General features: G+C 66.7%; 16 protein-coding genes. 6 read left to right on the top strand and 10 right to left on the bottom strand.

The features are described 5' to 3' along the window. The first annotated feature begins 36 nt into the window (after positions 1-36). Positions 37-630 carry a hypothetical protein gene (locus AC1RPL_RS11235; protein ID WP_493069390.1) on the top strand — a complete coding sequence of 198 codons (594 nt, stop codon included), beginning with the start codon at positions 37-39 and terminating at the stop codon, positions 628-630. Between the two features lie 14 nt (positions 631-644). On the opposite strand, the gene queG is transcribed toward AC1RPL_RS11235, so the two are convergent. Then, complete coding sequence (gene queG, locus AC1RPL_RS11230) at positions 645-1,700, bottom strand: tRNA epoxyqueuosine(34) reductase QueG (RefSeq protein ID WP_493069389.1); 1,056 nt, start codon at positions 1,698-1,700, stop codon at positions 645-647. Between the two features lie 54 nt (positions 1,701-1,754). Here queG and AC1RPL_RS11225 point away from each other — a divergent pair, with 54 nt between their 5' ends. From AC1RPL_RS11225 to msrB, 4 genes are all read left to right on the top strand, one after another. Further along, positions 1,755-2,675, top strand: coding sequence for an ABC transporter ATP-binding protein (locus tag AC1RPL_RS11225; RefSeq protein WP_493069388.1), 921 nt, complete (start codon positions 1,755-1,757; stop codon positions 2,673-2,675). Continuing rightward, entirely contained in the window at positions 2,672-3,907 is a 1,236-nt protein-coding gene (locus AC1RPL_RS11220; RefSeq protein ID WP_493069387.1) for an ABC transporter permease, read from the top strand. Before AC1RPL_RS11225 ends, AC1RPL_RS11220 begins: the two co-directional genes overlap by 4 nt. Before the next feature lie 199 nt (positions 3,908-4,106). Beyond that, complete coding sequence (locus AC1RPL_RS11215; RefSeq protein ID WP_493069386.1) at positions 4,107-5,336, top strand: cytochrome P450; 1,230 nt, start codon at positions 4,107-4,109, stop codon at positions 5,334-5,336. 135 nt (positions 5,337-5,471) lie between these two features. Continuing rightward, on the top strand, positions 5,472-5,954 hold the full coding sequence (msrB, locus tag AC1RPL_RS11210) for a peptide-methionine (R)-S-oxide reductase MsrB (protein ID WP_493069385.1): 483 nt from the start codon (positions 5,472-5,474) through the stop codon (positions 5,952-5,954). A 71-nt stretch (positions 5,955-6,025) separates the two neighbouring features. On the opposite strand, the gene AC1RPL_RS11205 is transcribed toward msrB, so the two are convergent. Beyond that, on the bottom strand, positions 6,026-6,592 hold the full coding sequence (locus tag AC1RPL_RS11205) for a CHAP domain-containing protein (protein ID WP_493069384.1): 567 nt from the start codon (positions 6,590-6,592) through the stop codon (positions 6,026-6,028). A 434-nt stretch (positions 6,593-7,026) separates the two neighbouring features. On the opposite strand from AC1RPL_RS11205, the gene AC1RPL_RS11200 reads away from it, so the two are divergent. Continuing rightward, the gene (locus AC1RPL_RS11200; protein WP_493069383.1) at positions 7,027-7,578 is read left to right on the top strand and encodes a hypothetical protein; all 552 of its coding nucleotides are present in this window, start codon (positions 7,027-7,029) and stop codon (positions 7,576-7,578) included. A gap of 19 nt (positions 7,579-7,597) precedes the next feature. Here AC1RPL_RS11200 and AC1RPL_RS11195 read toward each other — a convergent pair whose 3' ends face one another. From AC1RPL_RS11195 to AC1RPL_RS11160, 8 genes are all read right to left on the bottom strand, one after another. Then, on the bottom strand, positions 7,598-8,332 hold the full coding sequence (locus AC1RPL_RS11195) for an extensin-like domain-containing protein (RefSeq protein WP_493069382.1): 735 nt from the start codon (positions 8,330-8,332) through the stop codon (positions 7,598-7,600). Next, the gene (locus AC1RPL_RS11190; protein WP_493069381.1) at positions 8,329-9,069 is read right to left on the bottom strand and encodes an NUDIX hydrolase; all 741 of its coding nucleotides are present in this window, start codon (positions 9,067-9,069) and stop codon (positions 8,329-8,331) included. Before AC1RPL_RS11190 ends, AC1RPL_RS11195 begins: the two co-directional genes overlap by 4 nt. A gap of 129 nt (positions 9,070-9,198) precedes the next feature. Further along, the gene (locus AC1RPL_RS11185) at positions 9,199-10,233 is read right to left on the bottom strand and encodes an SMP-30/gluconolactonase/LRE family protein (protein WP_493069380.1); all 1,035 of its coding nucleotides are present in this window, start codon (positions 10,231-10,233) and stop codon (positions 9,199-9,201) included. Continuing rightward, the gene (locus tag AC1RPL_RS11180; RefSeq protein WP_493069379.1) at positions 10,230-11,333 is read right to left on the bottom strand and encodes a Gfo/Idh/MocA family protein; all 1,104 of its coding nucleotides are present in this window, start codon (positions 11,331-11,333) and stop codon (positions 10,230-10,232) included. The genes AC1RPL_RS11185 and AC1RPL_RS11180 overlap by 4 nt, the downstream gene beginning before the upstream one ends. Before the next feature lie 343 nt (positions 11,334-11,676). Continuing rightward, a complete protein-coding gene (locus AC1RPL_RS11175; RefSeq protein WP_493069378.1) occupies positions 11,677-12,702 on the bottom strand; it encodes a sulfotransferase in 1,026 nt (341 codons plus the stop codon). Beyond that, entirely contained in the window at positions 12,686-13,060 is a 375-nt protein-coding gene (locus tag AC1RPL_RS11170; RefSeq protein ID WP_493069377.1) for a hypothetical protein, read from the bottom strand. The genes AC1RPL_RS11175 and AC1RPL_RS11170 overlap by 17 nt, the downstream gene beginning before the upstream one ends. Beyond that, positions 13,057-13,239: a hypothetical protein gene (locus AC1RPL_RS11165; protein WP_493069376.1), complete on the bottom strand. Its 183-nt coding sequence runs from the start codon at positions 13,237-13,239 to the stop codon at positions 13,057-13,059. The genes AC1RPL_RS11170 and AC1RPL_RS11165 overlap by 4 nt, the downstream gene beginning before the upstream one ends. Positions 13,240-13,253: 14 nt before the next feature. Continuing rightward, positions 13,254-14,651, bottom strand: coding sequence for an arylsulfotransferase family protein (locus AC1RPL_RS11160; protein ID WP_493069375.1), 1,398 nt, complete (start codon positions 14,649-14,651; stop codon positions 13,254-13,256). Positions 14,652-14,701 lie beyond the last annotated feature (50 nt).

The raw sequence follows: 14,701 nt of genomic DNA, 5'->3' as shown, positions 1-14,701 counted from the left end.
TACAACTGTAGTCGAATAGGGTCAGGGAGAGCGGTTATGGCAATGTGGCATTTGTTGGCGCTCGGGTTGTCGCTTGCAACGGCAGGCACCACGCCTGTTCCGCCCTTTGCGGATCACGCGCAGCAGGACAATGCCGAGATGGCGGCGCTGTTCAAGGCCGATCAGGCCGCACGTTCCAGCCTCAAGCCCGAACAGCTGAAGGACAAGGCGTTGCTGACGCGGATGATCGCCGAGGACCAGCAGCGCCGTGCCAGGGTGCGCCAGTTGCTGGATCAGGGACTGCTGACCACCGCGCAGGACTTTTATGGCGCGGCATTCGTTTACCAGCATGGCCTGGCCGCGGAGGATTATCTGCTCGCCCACAGCCTGGCCCTGGCAGCGATGGCGAAGGGCAAGTCCGAAGCGAGCTGGATCGCCTCTGCGACGCTGGATCGCTATCTGCAGAAAATCGGCCAGAAGCAGATTTACGGAACGCAATATACCAGCGCGAAAGAGACGGGCCCGACCATGGAGCCTTATGATACCGCGCTGATCCCCGACAGCCTGCGCACGCTTTTGGGTGTGCCTGATCTGCAGAAGCAGCAAGCACGCCTATCGACGATGCGCGCGGCCGGGCCACTTTCCCGCTGACTCGTGCCCGCGCGTCAGCGATCCCTGGGAACGAGCCGCGCCAAAGCCCATTCCGCCGCCTCGCGCACCGTTTCGTCGGCATCATCCAGCAACGCCCGCACTGGCGCCACCAAAGCGTCACTCCCGCTGTTGCCAGCCGCGATCAAGCAATTGCGCACCATCCGGTCGCGCCCGATCCGCTTGATCGGCGAGCCCGAGAACACCTCGCGAAACCCCGCATCGTCGAGCGCGAGCAAGTCGCCCAGCGCCGGCGCGGTCAGCTCGGCACGCGGCACGAACGCCATATTGGCCTGCGCCGCATGGGCGAACTTGTTCCACGGGCATACCGCCAGGCAGTCGTCACAGCCATAGATGCGGTTGCCGATCCCTTCGCGGAATTCGTGCGGGATCGGGCCCTTGTGCTCGATCGTCAGATACGAGATGCAGCGCCGCGCATCGAGGCGGTAGGGCGCCGGGAAGGCATCGGTCGGGCACGCCACCTGGCACGCGTCGCAGCTCCCGCAGGTCGAGCGCACCGCGCCGTCCGGCGCCAGTTCCAGGGTCGTGTAGATCGCCCCCAGGAACAGCCAGCTGCCGTGCGAGCGGCTGACCAAATTGGTGTGCTTGCCCTGCCAGCCGAGCCCCGCCGCCTCGGCCAGCGGCTTCTCCATCACGGGCGCGGTGTCGACGAACACCTTCACGTCCGCGCCGGGCGCTTGCGTGACCAGCCAGCGCGCCAGTTCCTTCAGCCGACGCTTGATGACGTCGTGATAGTCCTGGCCCTGGGCATAGACCGAAATCCGCCCGATCTCCCCCTCCCCGGCCAGCGCGAGCGGATCGGTGCGCGGCGCATAGCTCATCCCCAGCGAGATGACCGAGCGCACCTCGGGCCACAATCCGGCGGGCCGCTCGCGGTGATGCGCGCGCTCCTCCATCCAGATCATCGAGCCGTGGCGCCCCTCCTCCAGCCATTGCCGCAGCCGTTCGGCGGTCTTGGGCGCGGCATCGGCGCGCGCGATTCCGCAATCGGCGAAACCGATTTCGGCCGCTTTGGCCTTTATTAGTGCTTCCAGTGCCTTGTGCTGCGTCACGCGGACCCGCTACCACGGTTGCGACAACGGAGGGATTCCATTTTGACGAGCGAATTGGCCGTAAGCGCCCGGGGGCTGGTCAAATATTTCGGGGAAAGACGCGTCGTCGACGGCGTCGACATCGCCGTGCCCAAGGGGCTGATCTACGGCGTGCTCGGCCCCAACGGCGCCGGCAAGACCACGACGCTGCGCATGCTGCTCGGCATCATCGAGCCCGATGGCGGCGAGCGCTCGATGCTCGGCCAGTCGCATCCGCGCGACGCCAGCGACCAGGTCGGCTACCTGCCCGAGGAGCGCGGCCTCTATCCCAACATGAAGTGCCGCGAGGCGATCGCCTTCATGGGTGCGCTGCGCGGGCTGCCTTGGTCGGTCGGCCGCAAGCGCGCCGATACGCTGCTCGACAATGCCGGCCTCGGCCATGCCAAGGACGAGAAGATCCGCAAGCTTTCCAAGGGCATGGCCCAGCTCGTCCAGTTGCTCGGCTCGGTCGTCCACGAACCCGACCTGCTCGTTCTCGACGAGCCTTTCTCCGGCCTCGATCCGGTCAACCAGGAGAAGCTCGAGGCGCTGATCCTCGCCCAGCGCGATCGCGGCGCGACGATCCTGTTCTCCACCCACGTCATGGCCCATGCCGAGCGCCTGTGCGACCGGCTGTCGATCATCGCCGGCGGCAAGGTCCGCTTCGAAGGCACGGTCAACGAGGCCCGCGCCACGCTGCCGATGAAGGCGCATTACACGCCGCACCATAATGTCGAGGGTGCGGCCAGCCTGCTCCCCGCCGATGCCCGGCGCGAAGGCGATGGCTGGCGCTTCACCTTGCCGGCGGACGGCATCGAGGCGCTGCTCGTCAAGCTTATCGATGGCGGCTACGGGGTCTCGGGCCTGTCGATCGAGCGGCCCGGGCTGCACGACGCGTTCGTGAAGATCGTCGGCGAAGACGCCTTGAAGGACCAGGATCGGGAGCAGGCCGCATGAGCAGTTTCGCGCGCACCTTGCGCCAGGCGCTCACCGTCGCCCGCCGCGATTTCACCGCTACGGTTTTCACGCCCACTTTCCTGCTCTTCCTGCTCGCGCCCGTGCTGATGATCGCCTTCGGCACCGTCGGCGGGATCGGCGCCCAGTCGATCGTCGGCGACGATTCGCAGATGAAGATGGTGGTGATCGCGCCGGCCGAACAGGCACCCGTGCTGCTCGCCACCGACAAGCAGCTGCGCAAGCTCTTCCCGAAAAAGGGCGACCTGACCCCGCCGCCCCTGACCATCGAAGCGCCGACCGGCGATCCGGCGGCGCAGGCCCGCGCCTTTTTCGACAATGACAAGTTCGACGCCGCCGCCGTCCTCTACGGTCCGCTCGACAAGCCCGATGTCCTCTACGCCCGGCGCGGCTGGAGCGAGGCGCAGTTCCTCTCGCAGCTCGCCGAGCAGAGCCTGCGTGCCCAGAAGCTGGGCGGCAGCGCGCCCCTGAGCACCGTCACCCAGACCGTGGTGAAGCGCGGCCAGGCGTCGCCGGGCGGGCGCGGCCAGGCCGCCTCGATCGGCGTGTTCGCGATGTTCTTCATCACCCTGTTCCTGTCGGGCCAGGCGGTCGGCACCATGGCCGAGGAGCGATCGAACAAGGTGATCGAGATCCTTGCCGCCGCCGTGCCGCTGGAAAGCGTGTTCTTCGGCAAGCTGATCGGCATGTTCGGCGCCGCAGTCCTGTTCGTGCTGTTCTGGGCGACGATCATCATCAACGCGACCCAGCTGCTGCCCGCCGAGATCGCCGGCAGCTTCCCCAGCCTGGTCGCGGTGATCGGCGCGCCGGTCTATGCCGTGCTGTTCATCGCCTATTTCACCATGGCGTACATGCTGCTCGGCGCGGTGTTCCTCAGCATCGGCGCGCAGACTTCAACGCAGCGCGAGCTGCAGATGCTGTCGCTGCCGATCACCATCTTCCAGATGATGATGTTCGGCCTGGCACTGGGTGCGGCGACTCGGCCGGACAGCTGGATCGCCACTGCGGCCCAGCTTTTCCCGTTCAGCTCGCCCTTCGCGATGATCGGGCTGGCGGGCAGCTCGCCGGCGATCTGGCCGCATTTGCTCGCGCTTGCCTGGCAGGTGCTGTGGGTGACGATCATCATCACGCTGGGCGCCCGCTGGTTCCGCCGCGGCGTGCTCAAGTCGGGCAGTCCCAAGCGCCGGGCGAAGATCGAGACGGCCGCCGCCTGAGGACTGGCTGGGGAGCAAGCCTCCTCCCCACCGTCATCCCCGCGAAGGCGGGGATCCAGGGTCACAAAGGGCGTCGCTCCGCCACTCTGGATCCCCGCCTTCGCGGGGATGACGATTACGGATGCCAGTCGCCCCCGGCCTCCACTATTGACACAACTGTCAATTAGGTATTCCCTCCTCCCATAAAAGGAGAGGCAGCATGGCTACGCTTGCGACCGAAACCGATGGCGCGGTCGATCCGCTCGACGTCAGCCGGCCCGAGCTGTACCGCGACGATACCTGGCACGCCCCCTTCCGCGAACTGCGCGAAAAGGGCGGCGTCCATTACAACGCGCACAGCGCCTTCGGCCCCTTTTGGTCGGTCTCGACTTACAAGCCGATCGTCCAGGTCGAATCGCTCCCCGATCTCTTCTCGTCGCAAGCCGGCGGCATCACCATTGCCGACCTGCAGGAAGGCGACATCAAGATGCCGATGTTCATCGCGATGGACCGGCCCAAGCACACCGGCCAGCGCCGCACCGTCGCCCCCGCCTTCACGCCGAGCGAGATGGTGCGGATGAGCGAGAATATCCGCACGCGCACCACCGAGATCCTCGATTCGCTGCCCATCGGGCAGGAGTTCGACTGGGTCGACCAGGTTTCGATCGAGCTGACCACCCAGATGCTGGCGATCCTGTTCGACTTCCCCTGGGAAGACCGCCGCCTGCTCACCCACTGGTCCGATTGGGCCGGCGATATCGAGATCGCCAAGGATCCGGTGCGCAAGCAGCAGCGCCGCGAGATCCTGTTCGAATGCGCCGCCTATTTCGGCAATCTCTGGCAGAGCAAGGTCGGCAAGGAATCCACGCCCGACCTGATCTCGATGATGATCCATTCGGATGCGATGGCCGAGATGGACCAATATGAGTTCCTCGGGAACCTGATCCTGCTGATCGTCGGCGGCAACGACACCACGCGCAACTCGATGAGCGCCTATGCCTGGGGGCTCGAGCTGTTCCCCGACCAGCGCGCCAAGCTCGAGGCCGATCCGGGCCTGATCGCCAACGCCACGCAGGACATCATCCGCTGGCAGACCCCGCTCGCCCATATGCGCCGCACCGCGACCCAGGATACCGAACTGGAGGGCCACAAGATCCGTGAGGGCGACAAGCTGGCGCTCTGGTATCTCTCGGCCAATCGCGACGAGAGCGTGTTCCCGGATGCCGACAAGATCATCGTCGATCGCGAGAATGCCCGCCGCCACCTCGCCTTCGGCCACGGCATCCACCGCTGCGTCGGCGCGCGCTTGGCCGAGCTGCAGATCGGCATATTGATGGAAGAGATGGCCAAGCGCCGCCTGCGCGTGAACGTGCTGCGCGAGCCCGAGCGCGTCGCGGCCTGCTTCGTGCACGGCTACAAGAAGATGCCGGCGGAGCTGAGCCACTATTGATGCCTTATCGTCATCCCGGCGAAAGCCGGGACCCAGAGCCAAGCAAGACGTCGCTCAGTGACCCTGGGTCCCGGCTTTCGCCGGGATGACGGCGTGGGGCTGGACGCCGGTGTGTCGTCACCCCACATTCCCCCCATGGAAACCAACCGCCGCACCTTTCTCGCCGTCGCCGGCCTCGGCGCCTTCACTGCTGCTTGTGGCGGCGCGCCCGCCGCAGCCGCGCAGAAGTTCGAGTTCACGCTCAGCGACGCCGAATGGAAGAAGCGGCTCAGCCCGCTCGCCTATCAGGTGCTCCGCCGCGGTGCGACCGAGCGCGCCTTCACCAGCCCGCTCAACAACGAGCACCGCGCCGGCACCTTCACCTGCGCCGGCTGCGCGCTGCCGCTGTTCGCCTCGTCGACCAAGTTCGACAGCGGCACCGGCTGGCCGAGCTTCTGGCAGCCCCTGCCGAACGCCGTGCTGGGCAAGTCGGACTACACGCTGGGAATGAGCCGCACCGAAACGCTATGCCGCCGCTGCGGCGGGCATCTCGGCCATGTCTTCGACGACGGGCCCAGGCCTACCGGCAAGCGCTACTGCATGAACGGCGCCGCGCTGGCGTTCGTGCCGAAGGCGTAACCCGCCCTACTTCCAAATACGAAAAGGCCCGGACAATCGCCGGGCCCTCTCCTTCAGCGCTGTCGAAGCGATCAGCCCGCGTCGGGGGTCTCGTTCTTGCTGTCGGCGATCAGGTCGCTCAGGTCGAGGTCGAGCGAGGGCTTGAAGTCGTCGTCCAAGTCGCGCGGCGCGCTGCCCGAATAGATGAAGCCATTGACCGGATAGACCGAGGTGCCGAGGCCGCCGGTCGGCGCGAACCAGACCTTCACTTCGCTCCAGTCGCCTGCAGCCGAGACATCGACGGCGCGCACGTTGCGCTCGACGCTGCCGGCACGCGACCAGTTGGCATGGGTGAGGAGGACTTCGCGGTCGCTGACCACCTGGCTGACCATGGCGACATGGCCGAGCGGCATCTTGGACGTGCGCTGGAACGACATGACCGCACCGATCTTCGGTGCCTCGCCGCGCTGATAGCGGCCGGCGGCCTGGTTCCACCAGGTCCAGGCATTGCCATGGATGTCGACGCCCGAGACTTCACGAGCGAACGGCGCGCACTGCCAGAAGGTACGGCCCTTGGCCGACGCTGCCTGCGGAGCAGCAGTCATCAGGATGCAAGCAGCCATCAGCGCGAAACGCGCTGCGAGAACACGAAAATTCATGGACCCCCCGGTCAGGAAGCAATCAGATGTTGAGTGCGAATGACCAAACTATAGGACCGAAGTACACCCCCGCGGCGGGTCGATGGGACGAACCGTTGCGACGAGCCGATGACCTGCAAAAATGGCTGCGAAACAGGGAACCTTTGACCGGGAACTTCGTGTGCGTGGGTGTGCAGGTGCGCAAAAACGCCGCCCTGGCCTCGGTACAAACCCGGACCCGGATGCACCCCAAATGGGCAATATCCGTGCGCAAGTGCATCAGTCCCTGAGGTTTTGCACAAGCAGGACCTCAATTCATCGCATCGATGTTGCGCCGCGGAATCACATAGTTTCCTATAATGAACAGGGGACGACGACGGGTTCAGCGGCTCGTTAACCATATTGCCGCAGTATCCGTGTCGGAGGGTCACGATCTGGGGTGGGAGTATTGAGCAATGGGAGCAAAGGCTAAACCGGCGGAAGGCGCGATGACGCTCGCCGAAATGAAGGAATTCGCCGGGTTCAGCGCCGCGACGCAGCGCTATATCCGCCGCTCGCTCGACATCGGCCTTGAGCGCGAGGATGCGATGATCCGCTGGTCGCGCGACGTCGTCGAAGCCGCCAGCATCCGCGCCCAGTCGCGCATCTATGACCGCCTGCACGAAGTGCGCGCGCTGATGCCGGAGGACAGCGATCTCGATTCGATCGAGCCGTTCATGTCGCCGCTCGTCGCCATCGCCGCCTTCGATCTCGGCCAGGGCCGGCTCACCACCTTCTCGGCCTTCCGCTTCCTGTTCGAGCGGCTGATCGGCGCCGAAGTGCGCCCCTGGCTCCCCTCGGCCTTCTGCGCCGCGGCGGCGCTGCCGCACCTCCATCCGGACCTGCGCCGCAAGCTGCTCCAGTCGATCAGCGAAGCCGCGGCGACCGCCTCGGGCTGGTCGAACCGCCAGCCGAGCTTCTACCCGGCCTGGGTGGAGAAGGTCGACACGGCGTCGCTCTCGCACTGATGCTTTCCGGCGGGTCGGCCTAGCGGCAGGCCCGCCACCCCATCTCTCCCCGCTCCGCCTCGTCGAGGTGCAGGTGATCGCGGTGCGCCGCGTTGTAATCCGGGGACAATACGGTCGAGAACAGCTTGCACGCCCCCGTGCGCGCCTCGCGCAGGAACGCAGCCTTCTCGCCCCCCTCGCCCCAATCCTTGAGCACGCTGATCCGCGTCCCGTCGGCCAACCTGAACGCAGCGATGTCGACCGCGTCGGCAGTGGCATGCTCGCTCCAGTCGCCCGCGCTGCGACCATAGATCCGCCGGCACGAATAGCTGCCGAGATGCTCGATCCCGACGATATCCTGGCCGAAATGCTTCTGCGCGGCGGGCTGCAGGATATCCCATTCCCACAGCGACAGCGCCGCCGCCACCGGGCAGGAGGTGCCGAGATTGGCGGGGCTATAGGCGATCCCGCGCGACCCTCCGGATGCGAAGCGCACCCCGTCGGCATAGCCGCACTCCGGATCGCTCCCGGCCACCGCCGGCAACTGGGTGTAGCGCACCCCCGCCGCGCGCAGCAGCACCCGGCATTCGGCATAGTCGTCGGTGAGGCCGGCAAGCTTGCGCCCGGTGAACATGCCGATCGGCTGGCTGAGGTCCAGCCGCGTCCAGGGCAGGTCCTGCGGCCGGCCGCGCAGCACTGCGTAGCCGAGCAGCAGCCCGCCGATCAGCAGCGCGAGGACCAGCGTGACGGTAATCGCCCGCCGCACGATCCTCATGCGCGGATAGCCTCGTCGAGGCGCTGCGCGGTGACCGGATAGCCGAGATCGTCGGGGATGCAGAGATGCGGCACGTCGCCGCGCGTCTCCACCCAGGGGGTGATCGTCCGCACCGGATGCGCGCGGGCATCGGCGACGGCATCGTCGAACTTCGCGAACAGCGCCAGCCGCTCGAGGTTGCGCCGCGTCGGGAAGATCAGATGCGCCTCGCCGCGCTCGGCCATCGCCAGCACCGCGCGCGCGCTCGCCCAGAAGACGCGGACATTCTCGTTGCCATCGACCAGCGGCTCGGCATTGTCGGGCGCGCGGGCAAGGTAGAAGCGCGTGTCGAAGATCTTGTGCTTCACCCCCAGCGGCAGCCAGCGCGCGAACGGCACCAGCGCATCGAGCGCCAGCGCGGCGCCCGCTTCCTTGAGCAGATCGCCCATCGGCGCGCCGGCATAGAGCCGCTCGCGCATCGCCAGCATCCTGCCCGCGGGCGCCAGCCCGACGACGACCCCCGCTTCCTCCAGCGTCTCGCGGATCGCGGCGATCCGCGCGGCATTCTCATCGACATCGCCGCCCTGCAGCTCGGCCAGCGCGACATCGCCCGGATCGATCCGCCCGCCGGGAAAGACCAATGCCCCGCCGGCAAATGCCATCGCCGCGGCACGCTCGACCATCAGCAACTCGGGCACCCCGCCCCGCTCGCGCATCACGATCACGGTCGCCGCGGGAATCGCCTCTTCGTCTGCCATGCGTCCGGTGTAGTGCGGGTGCGCCCTAAATTACATCGTCATGCTGAACTTGTTTCAGCATCCCACCCACCACCAGCGATATCGCCCGTGGAGAATTGGACCCTGAAACAAGTTCAGGGTGACGGAAGTCTACCAGCCCGAAGCCTTCAGCCGCACCTTCGCCACCATGTCGGACGAGGTGATGAACAGCGTCTTCCCATCCTCGCCGAAGCAGCAATTGGCGGCCGCCTTGCCGGTGGCGATCAGCCCGAGCTTCCTGCCATCGGGCGCGATGATGTAGATCCCGCCCGGCCCGCTGGCGAAGAGATGCCCGCTCTTCGCCACCTTCATCCCGTCGGGCAGCCCGGGCAGCTTGCGCGCCACTTCCGCGGAGAAATCGACGAACGGCACCAGTGCGCCGCGCGCCGAGCCGTCCGCCGCCAGTTCGCAGGTGAAGATCTTCGCATCGTCCGGATCGGACTGGCTGACATAGAGCCGGTCGAGCCCCGGGGAGACGCCGATGCCGTTCGGCCGCTTGAGGTTCTTGTCGATCAGCGACACGCCGCTGCCGTCCGCATTCACGCGGTAGACGCCATTGAACGCCAATTCCTTCAGCGGCGACGTGTCCCCCTCGGCCAGCCCATAGGGCGGATCGGTGAAGTAGATCGACCCGCCGCGCCCGATCGCCAGGTCGTTGCAGCTGTTGAATTTCTTGCTCTCGAACGCACCGACGACGATCGTCTTCTTCCTGGTCGCCAGATCCACCCGCGCGATCGCGCGGGTCCCCGAATCGGCCATCAACAGGTCGCCACGCCCATCGATCACCATCCCGTTCGATCCCGCCTCGCGGATGCCCGCCGGGATCGGTCCGGCCAGGCCGGAGGGCGAAAGGAACGGCCTCGCCCCCTCCCCCGCCTTCCAGCGATACGCGATATTGGCGGGCACATCGGAAAAGAGCAGATAGCCGCCCTTCCTCACCCAGACCGGTCCCTCGGCCCATTTATACCCGCTGGCGATGACCTCGATCGGGCTCGCCACATCGATCAGGGCATCCAGCGCCGGATCGAAGCGGGTAATGCCCCCCACTGTCTCGCCAAAGGCTACGCCCGGCAGGAAGGGCAGCACCGCCATGCCGGCCAGCAGGCTGCGGCGCGTCGTCTCGATCATCATCCTCGTCTCCGTCATGCCAGCTTGATCGTCCGGCCTTCGCGCGCCGAGCGGTATATCGCCTCGATCAACCGCATGTCGCGCAGTCCTTCCTCGCCCGAAGCGCGCAAGGGAAGACCGGTCAGCACGCTTTCGGCCAAGTGATCGAGTTGGGCGACGAACTGGTTCTTGGCCGGCGCCGGCAGCTCGACTGGACTGGTCTGCCCATTCTGCCGCGTCCACATGCGATGCCCCTCATAGGGTGTGGCCGGCTCCATCCCCACCCAGCCCTTGGTGCCGGTCACGCGATAGGCATTGTGGCCGGAGGAATAGCTCGACACGCAATTGGCGATCAGCCCGGTGGGGAAGCGCATCTGCCAGTCGATCCGGTCCTCGACCGTCGCGAAGCGCGGATCGCTCTTGTCGGTCGATTCCATCGCGCTGATTTGGGTCGGCTCCTCGCCCGCCAGGTAGCGCGCGGCATTGAGGCTGTAGATGCCGATGTCCATCAGCGATCCGCCACCCGAATAGGGCCGGTCGAGCCGCCACTGGCCGGGCTGGGCGTAGAAGCCATGCTCGGCGGTGATCAAGGTCGGGCGGCCGACGAACCCCGACTTCACCAGCGAGACTGCGTGGAGATTATATGGCTCGAAATGGCAGCGATAGCCGATCATCAGCTTGCGATTGGCCTGTTTCGCCGCCGTGATCATCGCCTCGCATTCGGCCGCGGAGACCGCCATCGGCTTCTCGCACAGCACATGCTTGCCGGCCTTGCTGGCGCGGATCGAATATTCGGCATGCATGTTGTTGGGCAGCACGACATAGACCAGGTCGATGTCGGGATTGTCCTTGATCCGGTCGTAATCCCGATAGCTGTAGCGGTGCGTCTTCGCGATGCCGTATTGCGCGCCGAACTTCTCGAGCTTGGCCGGCGTGCCGCTGACCAGCGCGCGCAACTCGGCGAATTCGCAGTCCTTGATCCGCGGCATGATCTGGTTGGTCGCGTAGTTGCCCAGGCCCACGATCGCATAGCCGAGCTTGCGTCTGCCCTGCGCCCAGGCAGGCATGCCCAATGCGCCCGTAACCAGCCCGGCACCGATGCCGCCCAGCATGTCGCGGCGCGTCGCGATGATCTTCATTGGCCCCTCTCCGACTAGTGAAAGCCCAAGCCCCGATCTCCGGCTTTGCCGCCGGTCGATTTGCGTTAGCGCTATCATGGATAGTGGAGGGGGAACAGGCTTGTACGACTTTGGTCGGCCCCGCTCCTCTTCTCGTCATCCCGGCCTTGAGCCGGGATCCCGCTTCTCCTGCCATCCCATGCCTTTTCGTCATCCCCGCGAAGGCGGGGATCCAGGGTCACCGCGTACAAATGATGCAATCAAGCGCACGCTCTCCGGAGCTCGCTGATGCGAACCGCGCGTGCTCTGCCCTTGGCTCTGGATCCCCGCCTTCGCGGGGATGACGGAGTAAAGCCGCAGAACCCTAGCCAAACTGCCCCCGAAACCGCGCCTGCAGCCGCGCATGCGTCTCCGCCACCCGCGCCAGCAGCACCGGGTCAGCATCGGCATGGCGCAGCTCCGGCGCCCGCAACGCGGACGAATCGATCGGCGCCTCCACCATCACCGCCAGCCTTGGCGCATAACGGCGCGGCTCGGCGCACAGCGCGTCATAGTCGAGGAACAGCTGGCGCTCCTGCACGCGCGGGGGCGAGGCGAGCAGCGCGCGATAGACCGCGTCCCACAGCTTCAGCCAATACTCGATGCGCTCGGCGTCCTCGTCGCCTCCGGGGGCCCCGTCGAACAGGAAGGGCCGGCGATCCGCGCCGAACTCGTGATGCCCCAGCCAGGTCATGTAGCGCTGGCGGAACGGGTCCTCCTGCGCCAGCGCGACCGCGCGGCGGTGCTGTGCGAGGAGCGACAGCGCCTGCTGCAGCGGATCGCGGAACGGATGGACCAGTATTGCGTCGCGAAACGTCGCGGCCAGCCCCTCCAGGCGCAGGATATTGTTATTGTTCTTCGATAGATAGCGCCTCCCGCCGTGGCGCAGCAGGACCAGGCGCAGATAGTCGCGGAAGTTGGCGAGCGTCTCCGGATCGGGTGCGACCGGGGCCAGTCCGTCGCGGCGCAGGTAGCGTTTTCCCTCGAACGCGCGCCAGAAAACCTCCTCAATCGCCTCGGGACTATCCAGATCATGGGTCAAACCGTCTGCATGCCCCCGTTCCCGGGCCTCGACATGCCGCTTGCCGCCCAGCCGGCCCCAGCCGTTCGGAGCAAGTGGAAACGGAAGGTCGCGGTAGGACGGTGCGGCGAAATCGCCGCCGGCGTGGAGCAGCCGGGTCAGGATCGACGTGCCTGCGCGCGCCAGTCCGGCGATGAACACCGGGCGCTGGATCGGCACCGCCGCCATGCGTTTGCGGTGGGTGACCCGCTCGATATCGAACATGGCCTCCAGCAGCGCAGGCGAACCCAGGGCGATGCGGTGGAGGAGCTTGTCAGCCCCGCTGTACACGCGGGATCACCTGCCAGCGCAGCACGGCATAGCCCAGCGTGAAGGGCATCAGTGCCCACTTTGCCGTCCAGTCCGTCCGAACGGCGCCGATTTCGGGCCAGTTGGCGTCCAGTACCAGCACTGCCAGCAGAGGGGCGGCGACTGCGAGCAGCAACATTCCCGCCCATGCCGTCCGCGCGAACATCCGCCCTGAAAGGATACGGAGCGCCCGTTCCTTGCCCCACTCCGAAACACCCCGTTTGGCCAACAGCCGCAGGGCATGCCGGCCGCACTCGGCAAGCGCCTGAAATGCAGGGACAAGCGGCAGCGCGCGCGCCAGTTCGAGCACCGCGACGATGGCGAGGAAGAGCAGGATCACCGGGCGCGCCCGCGGATGCGGCGGACCAGCCGCTTCAGCGGGTACCAGACGACCGAGACGATCGCGAGCAGGATCGAGCCGATCAGCCCCAGCGCCACGCCGACCGCGCCGAGGCCGAGTCCCGGGCCGGTATAGGCTTGGGCGGCGAGTGGTGCGCAGAGCGCCAGGGCTATCGACAAGGCTCTGAGAAGGTTCACGAACATGTTGCATGCACCGTAGCTTGAATGGCCGGGCCATCGGTGGTGGGATCGAGATAGCGTGCCCAGCTAAGGGCCATGCGCCGCTCGGCGGAATCGGCGGAGATGTAGCGCCAGCGCACCGCGCCCGCGGGCGACATGCGGACGAGGCGGCCTTGCTCGGTCTCCTCGATCATGGCGTCCCCGCCCGGCAGCGGCGTGCCGCGGCCCTGGGCGCGCGTGGCGATATGATTGGCGGCAAAGCCCTGGTCCCAGGGCGAGCTGGTGGCGCCGGTGACGAGGTCGAGGACGAGCAGCCGATTGTGGCCGTTCACCCGCTCGCCCGGATAGCCCATCAGCGTGTTGTTATCGAACACCGAGATGCGGTGATCGTCGAGGATGCTGACGTCGTGCTGGAAGCGCCACGGGCCGATCTTCCACCACAGGATCTTGCCCGTGCTCGGCCTGTACAATGCGATAAGCGAAAGGTTGCGCAGGCTGAGGAACAGGTCGCCCTTCTTCCACTTCTGTCCGTCGACCATTGCCGGCTGGATGTCGTTGAGATGGAAGGGATCCTGCACATAGGGCCGGCCGCGCCACAGCCGGGCAAGGCCGTTGCGCTCGAGGATGTCGGCGATACGATCGAGCTTGACCAGCCGTCCCTCGGGCGAAACCTGGGCGACGGCGTCGTCCCAGAAGTCGGCCTTCACGCCCGGCTCGCGCGGCACGGGATAGCGATACGGCACCCACAGGCTGCCGTCCGGGCCCTGCTCGGTCGAATGGCTGAAGATGCCGTCCACCGACCAGAGCAGCGTGCCGCAGGCGTCGTAGCGGGCGAGCGGCGAGCTGTCGTGCACCACTACGCTGCCATCGGCGAGCAGCAGCGGGTGCATCAGCCGGTTGCGCGCCGCATCCTTGTCGCGGTGCACGTCGGTGAGCGCGGACCTGAAGCGCGAGGCGGCATTGGCGGCATCGACATCGGGCACGACTTCGCGCACCACCGCCCCGTCCGACAGGCGCACCAGTTGCACCACCGATCGCGCGCGGTTGGGGTCGAAGGGGGAGATCAGCACATAGCCGGTATCGGTGAAGCCCGCATCGCGGGTGAAGCCGGCCGGCAGTTTCTCATATTTGCCGCCGAAATAGGGTGCGGGGCTCTTGAACATGCCGGTAATCGTATCGGGCACGCGCGCCACCGCGATCGCGACGCGGCCGACGGCGCCCGACTTCTCCCAGCCATCGACGATCGCGCCGGTGCCGATCGCGGCAACGGGCACGAACAGCAAGGCGAGGACCAGGCTCCACAGCGGCACGGGGCGCGACAGCAGTCCGTCGAGCCCGCGCGCATCCGGCGCGAGCGGCACCGCGCCGCCGCCCCCTTCATCGTCCCGTTCGATGTGCTGATCCCGCCGCAACTTGCCCTCACCGTTCGAACACAGGGTTCCGCGGCGCGGGTGTCGGAGGG

It is taken from the genome of Sphingomonas sp. GW821-FHT12D09, from assembly GCF_058807215.1.
Note: the sequence above shows the minus strand (reverse complement) of the source record. Positions and strands in the feature narration are given on the sequence as shown.

Excerpts from the sequence above, each read along its gene's own strand:
- AC1RPL_RS11235 (WP_493069390.1), top strand. The coding sequence starts at position 37 with ATGGCAATGTGGCATTTGTTGGCGCTCGGGTTGTCGCTTGCAACGGCA.
- AC1RPL_RS11220 (WP_493069387.1), top strand. The coding sequence starts at position 2,672 with ATGAGCAGTTTCGCGCGCACCTTGCGCCAGGCGCTCACCGTCGCCCGC.
- AC1RPL_RS11215 (WP_493069386.1), top strand. The coding sequence starts at position 4,107 with ATGGCTACGCTTGCGACCGAAACCGATGGCGCGGTCGATCCGCTCGAC.
- msrB (WP_493069385.1), top strand. The coding sequence starts at position 5,472 with ATGGAAACCAACCGCCGCACCTTTCTCGCCGTCGCCGGCCTCGGCGCC.
- AC1RPL_RS11205 (WP_493069384.1), bottom strand. The coding sequence starts at position 6,592 with ATGAATTTTCGTGTTCTCGCAGCGCGTTTCGCGCTGATGGCTGCTTGC.
- AC1RPL_RS11200 (WP_493069383.1), top strand. The coding sequence starts at position 7,027 with ATGGGAGCAAAGGCTAAACCGGCGGAAGGCGCGATGACGCTCGCCGAA.
- AC1RPL_RS11195 (WP_493069382.1), bottom strand. The coding sequence starts at position 8,332 with ATGAGGATCGTGCGGCGGGCGATTACCGTCACGCTGGTCCTCGCGCTG.
- AC1RPL_RS11190 (WP_493069381.1), bottom strand. The coding sequence starts at position 9,069 with ATGGCAGACGAAGAGGCGATTCCCGCGGCGACCGTGATCGTGATGCGC.
- AC1RPL_RS11185 (WP_493069380.1), bottom strand. The coding sequence starts at position 10,233 with ATGACGGAGACGAGGATGATGATCGAGACGACGCGCCGCAGCCTGCTG.
- AC1RPL_RS11180 (WP_493069379.1), bottom strand. The coding sequence starts at position 11,333 with ATGAAGATCATCGCGACGCGCCGCGACATGCTGGGCGGCATCGGTGCC.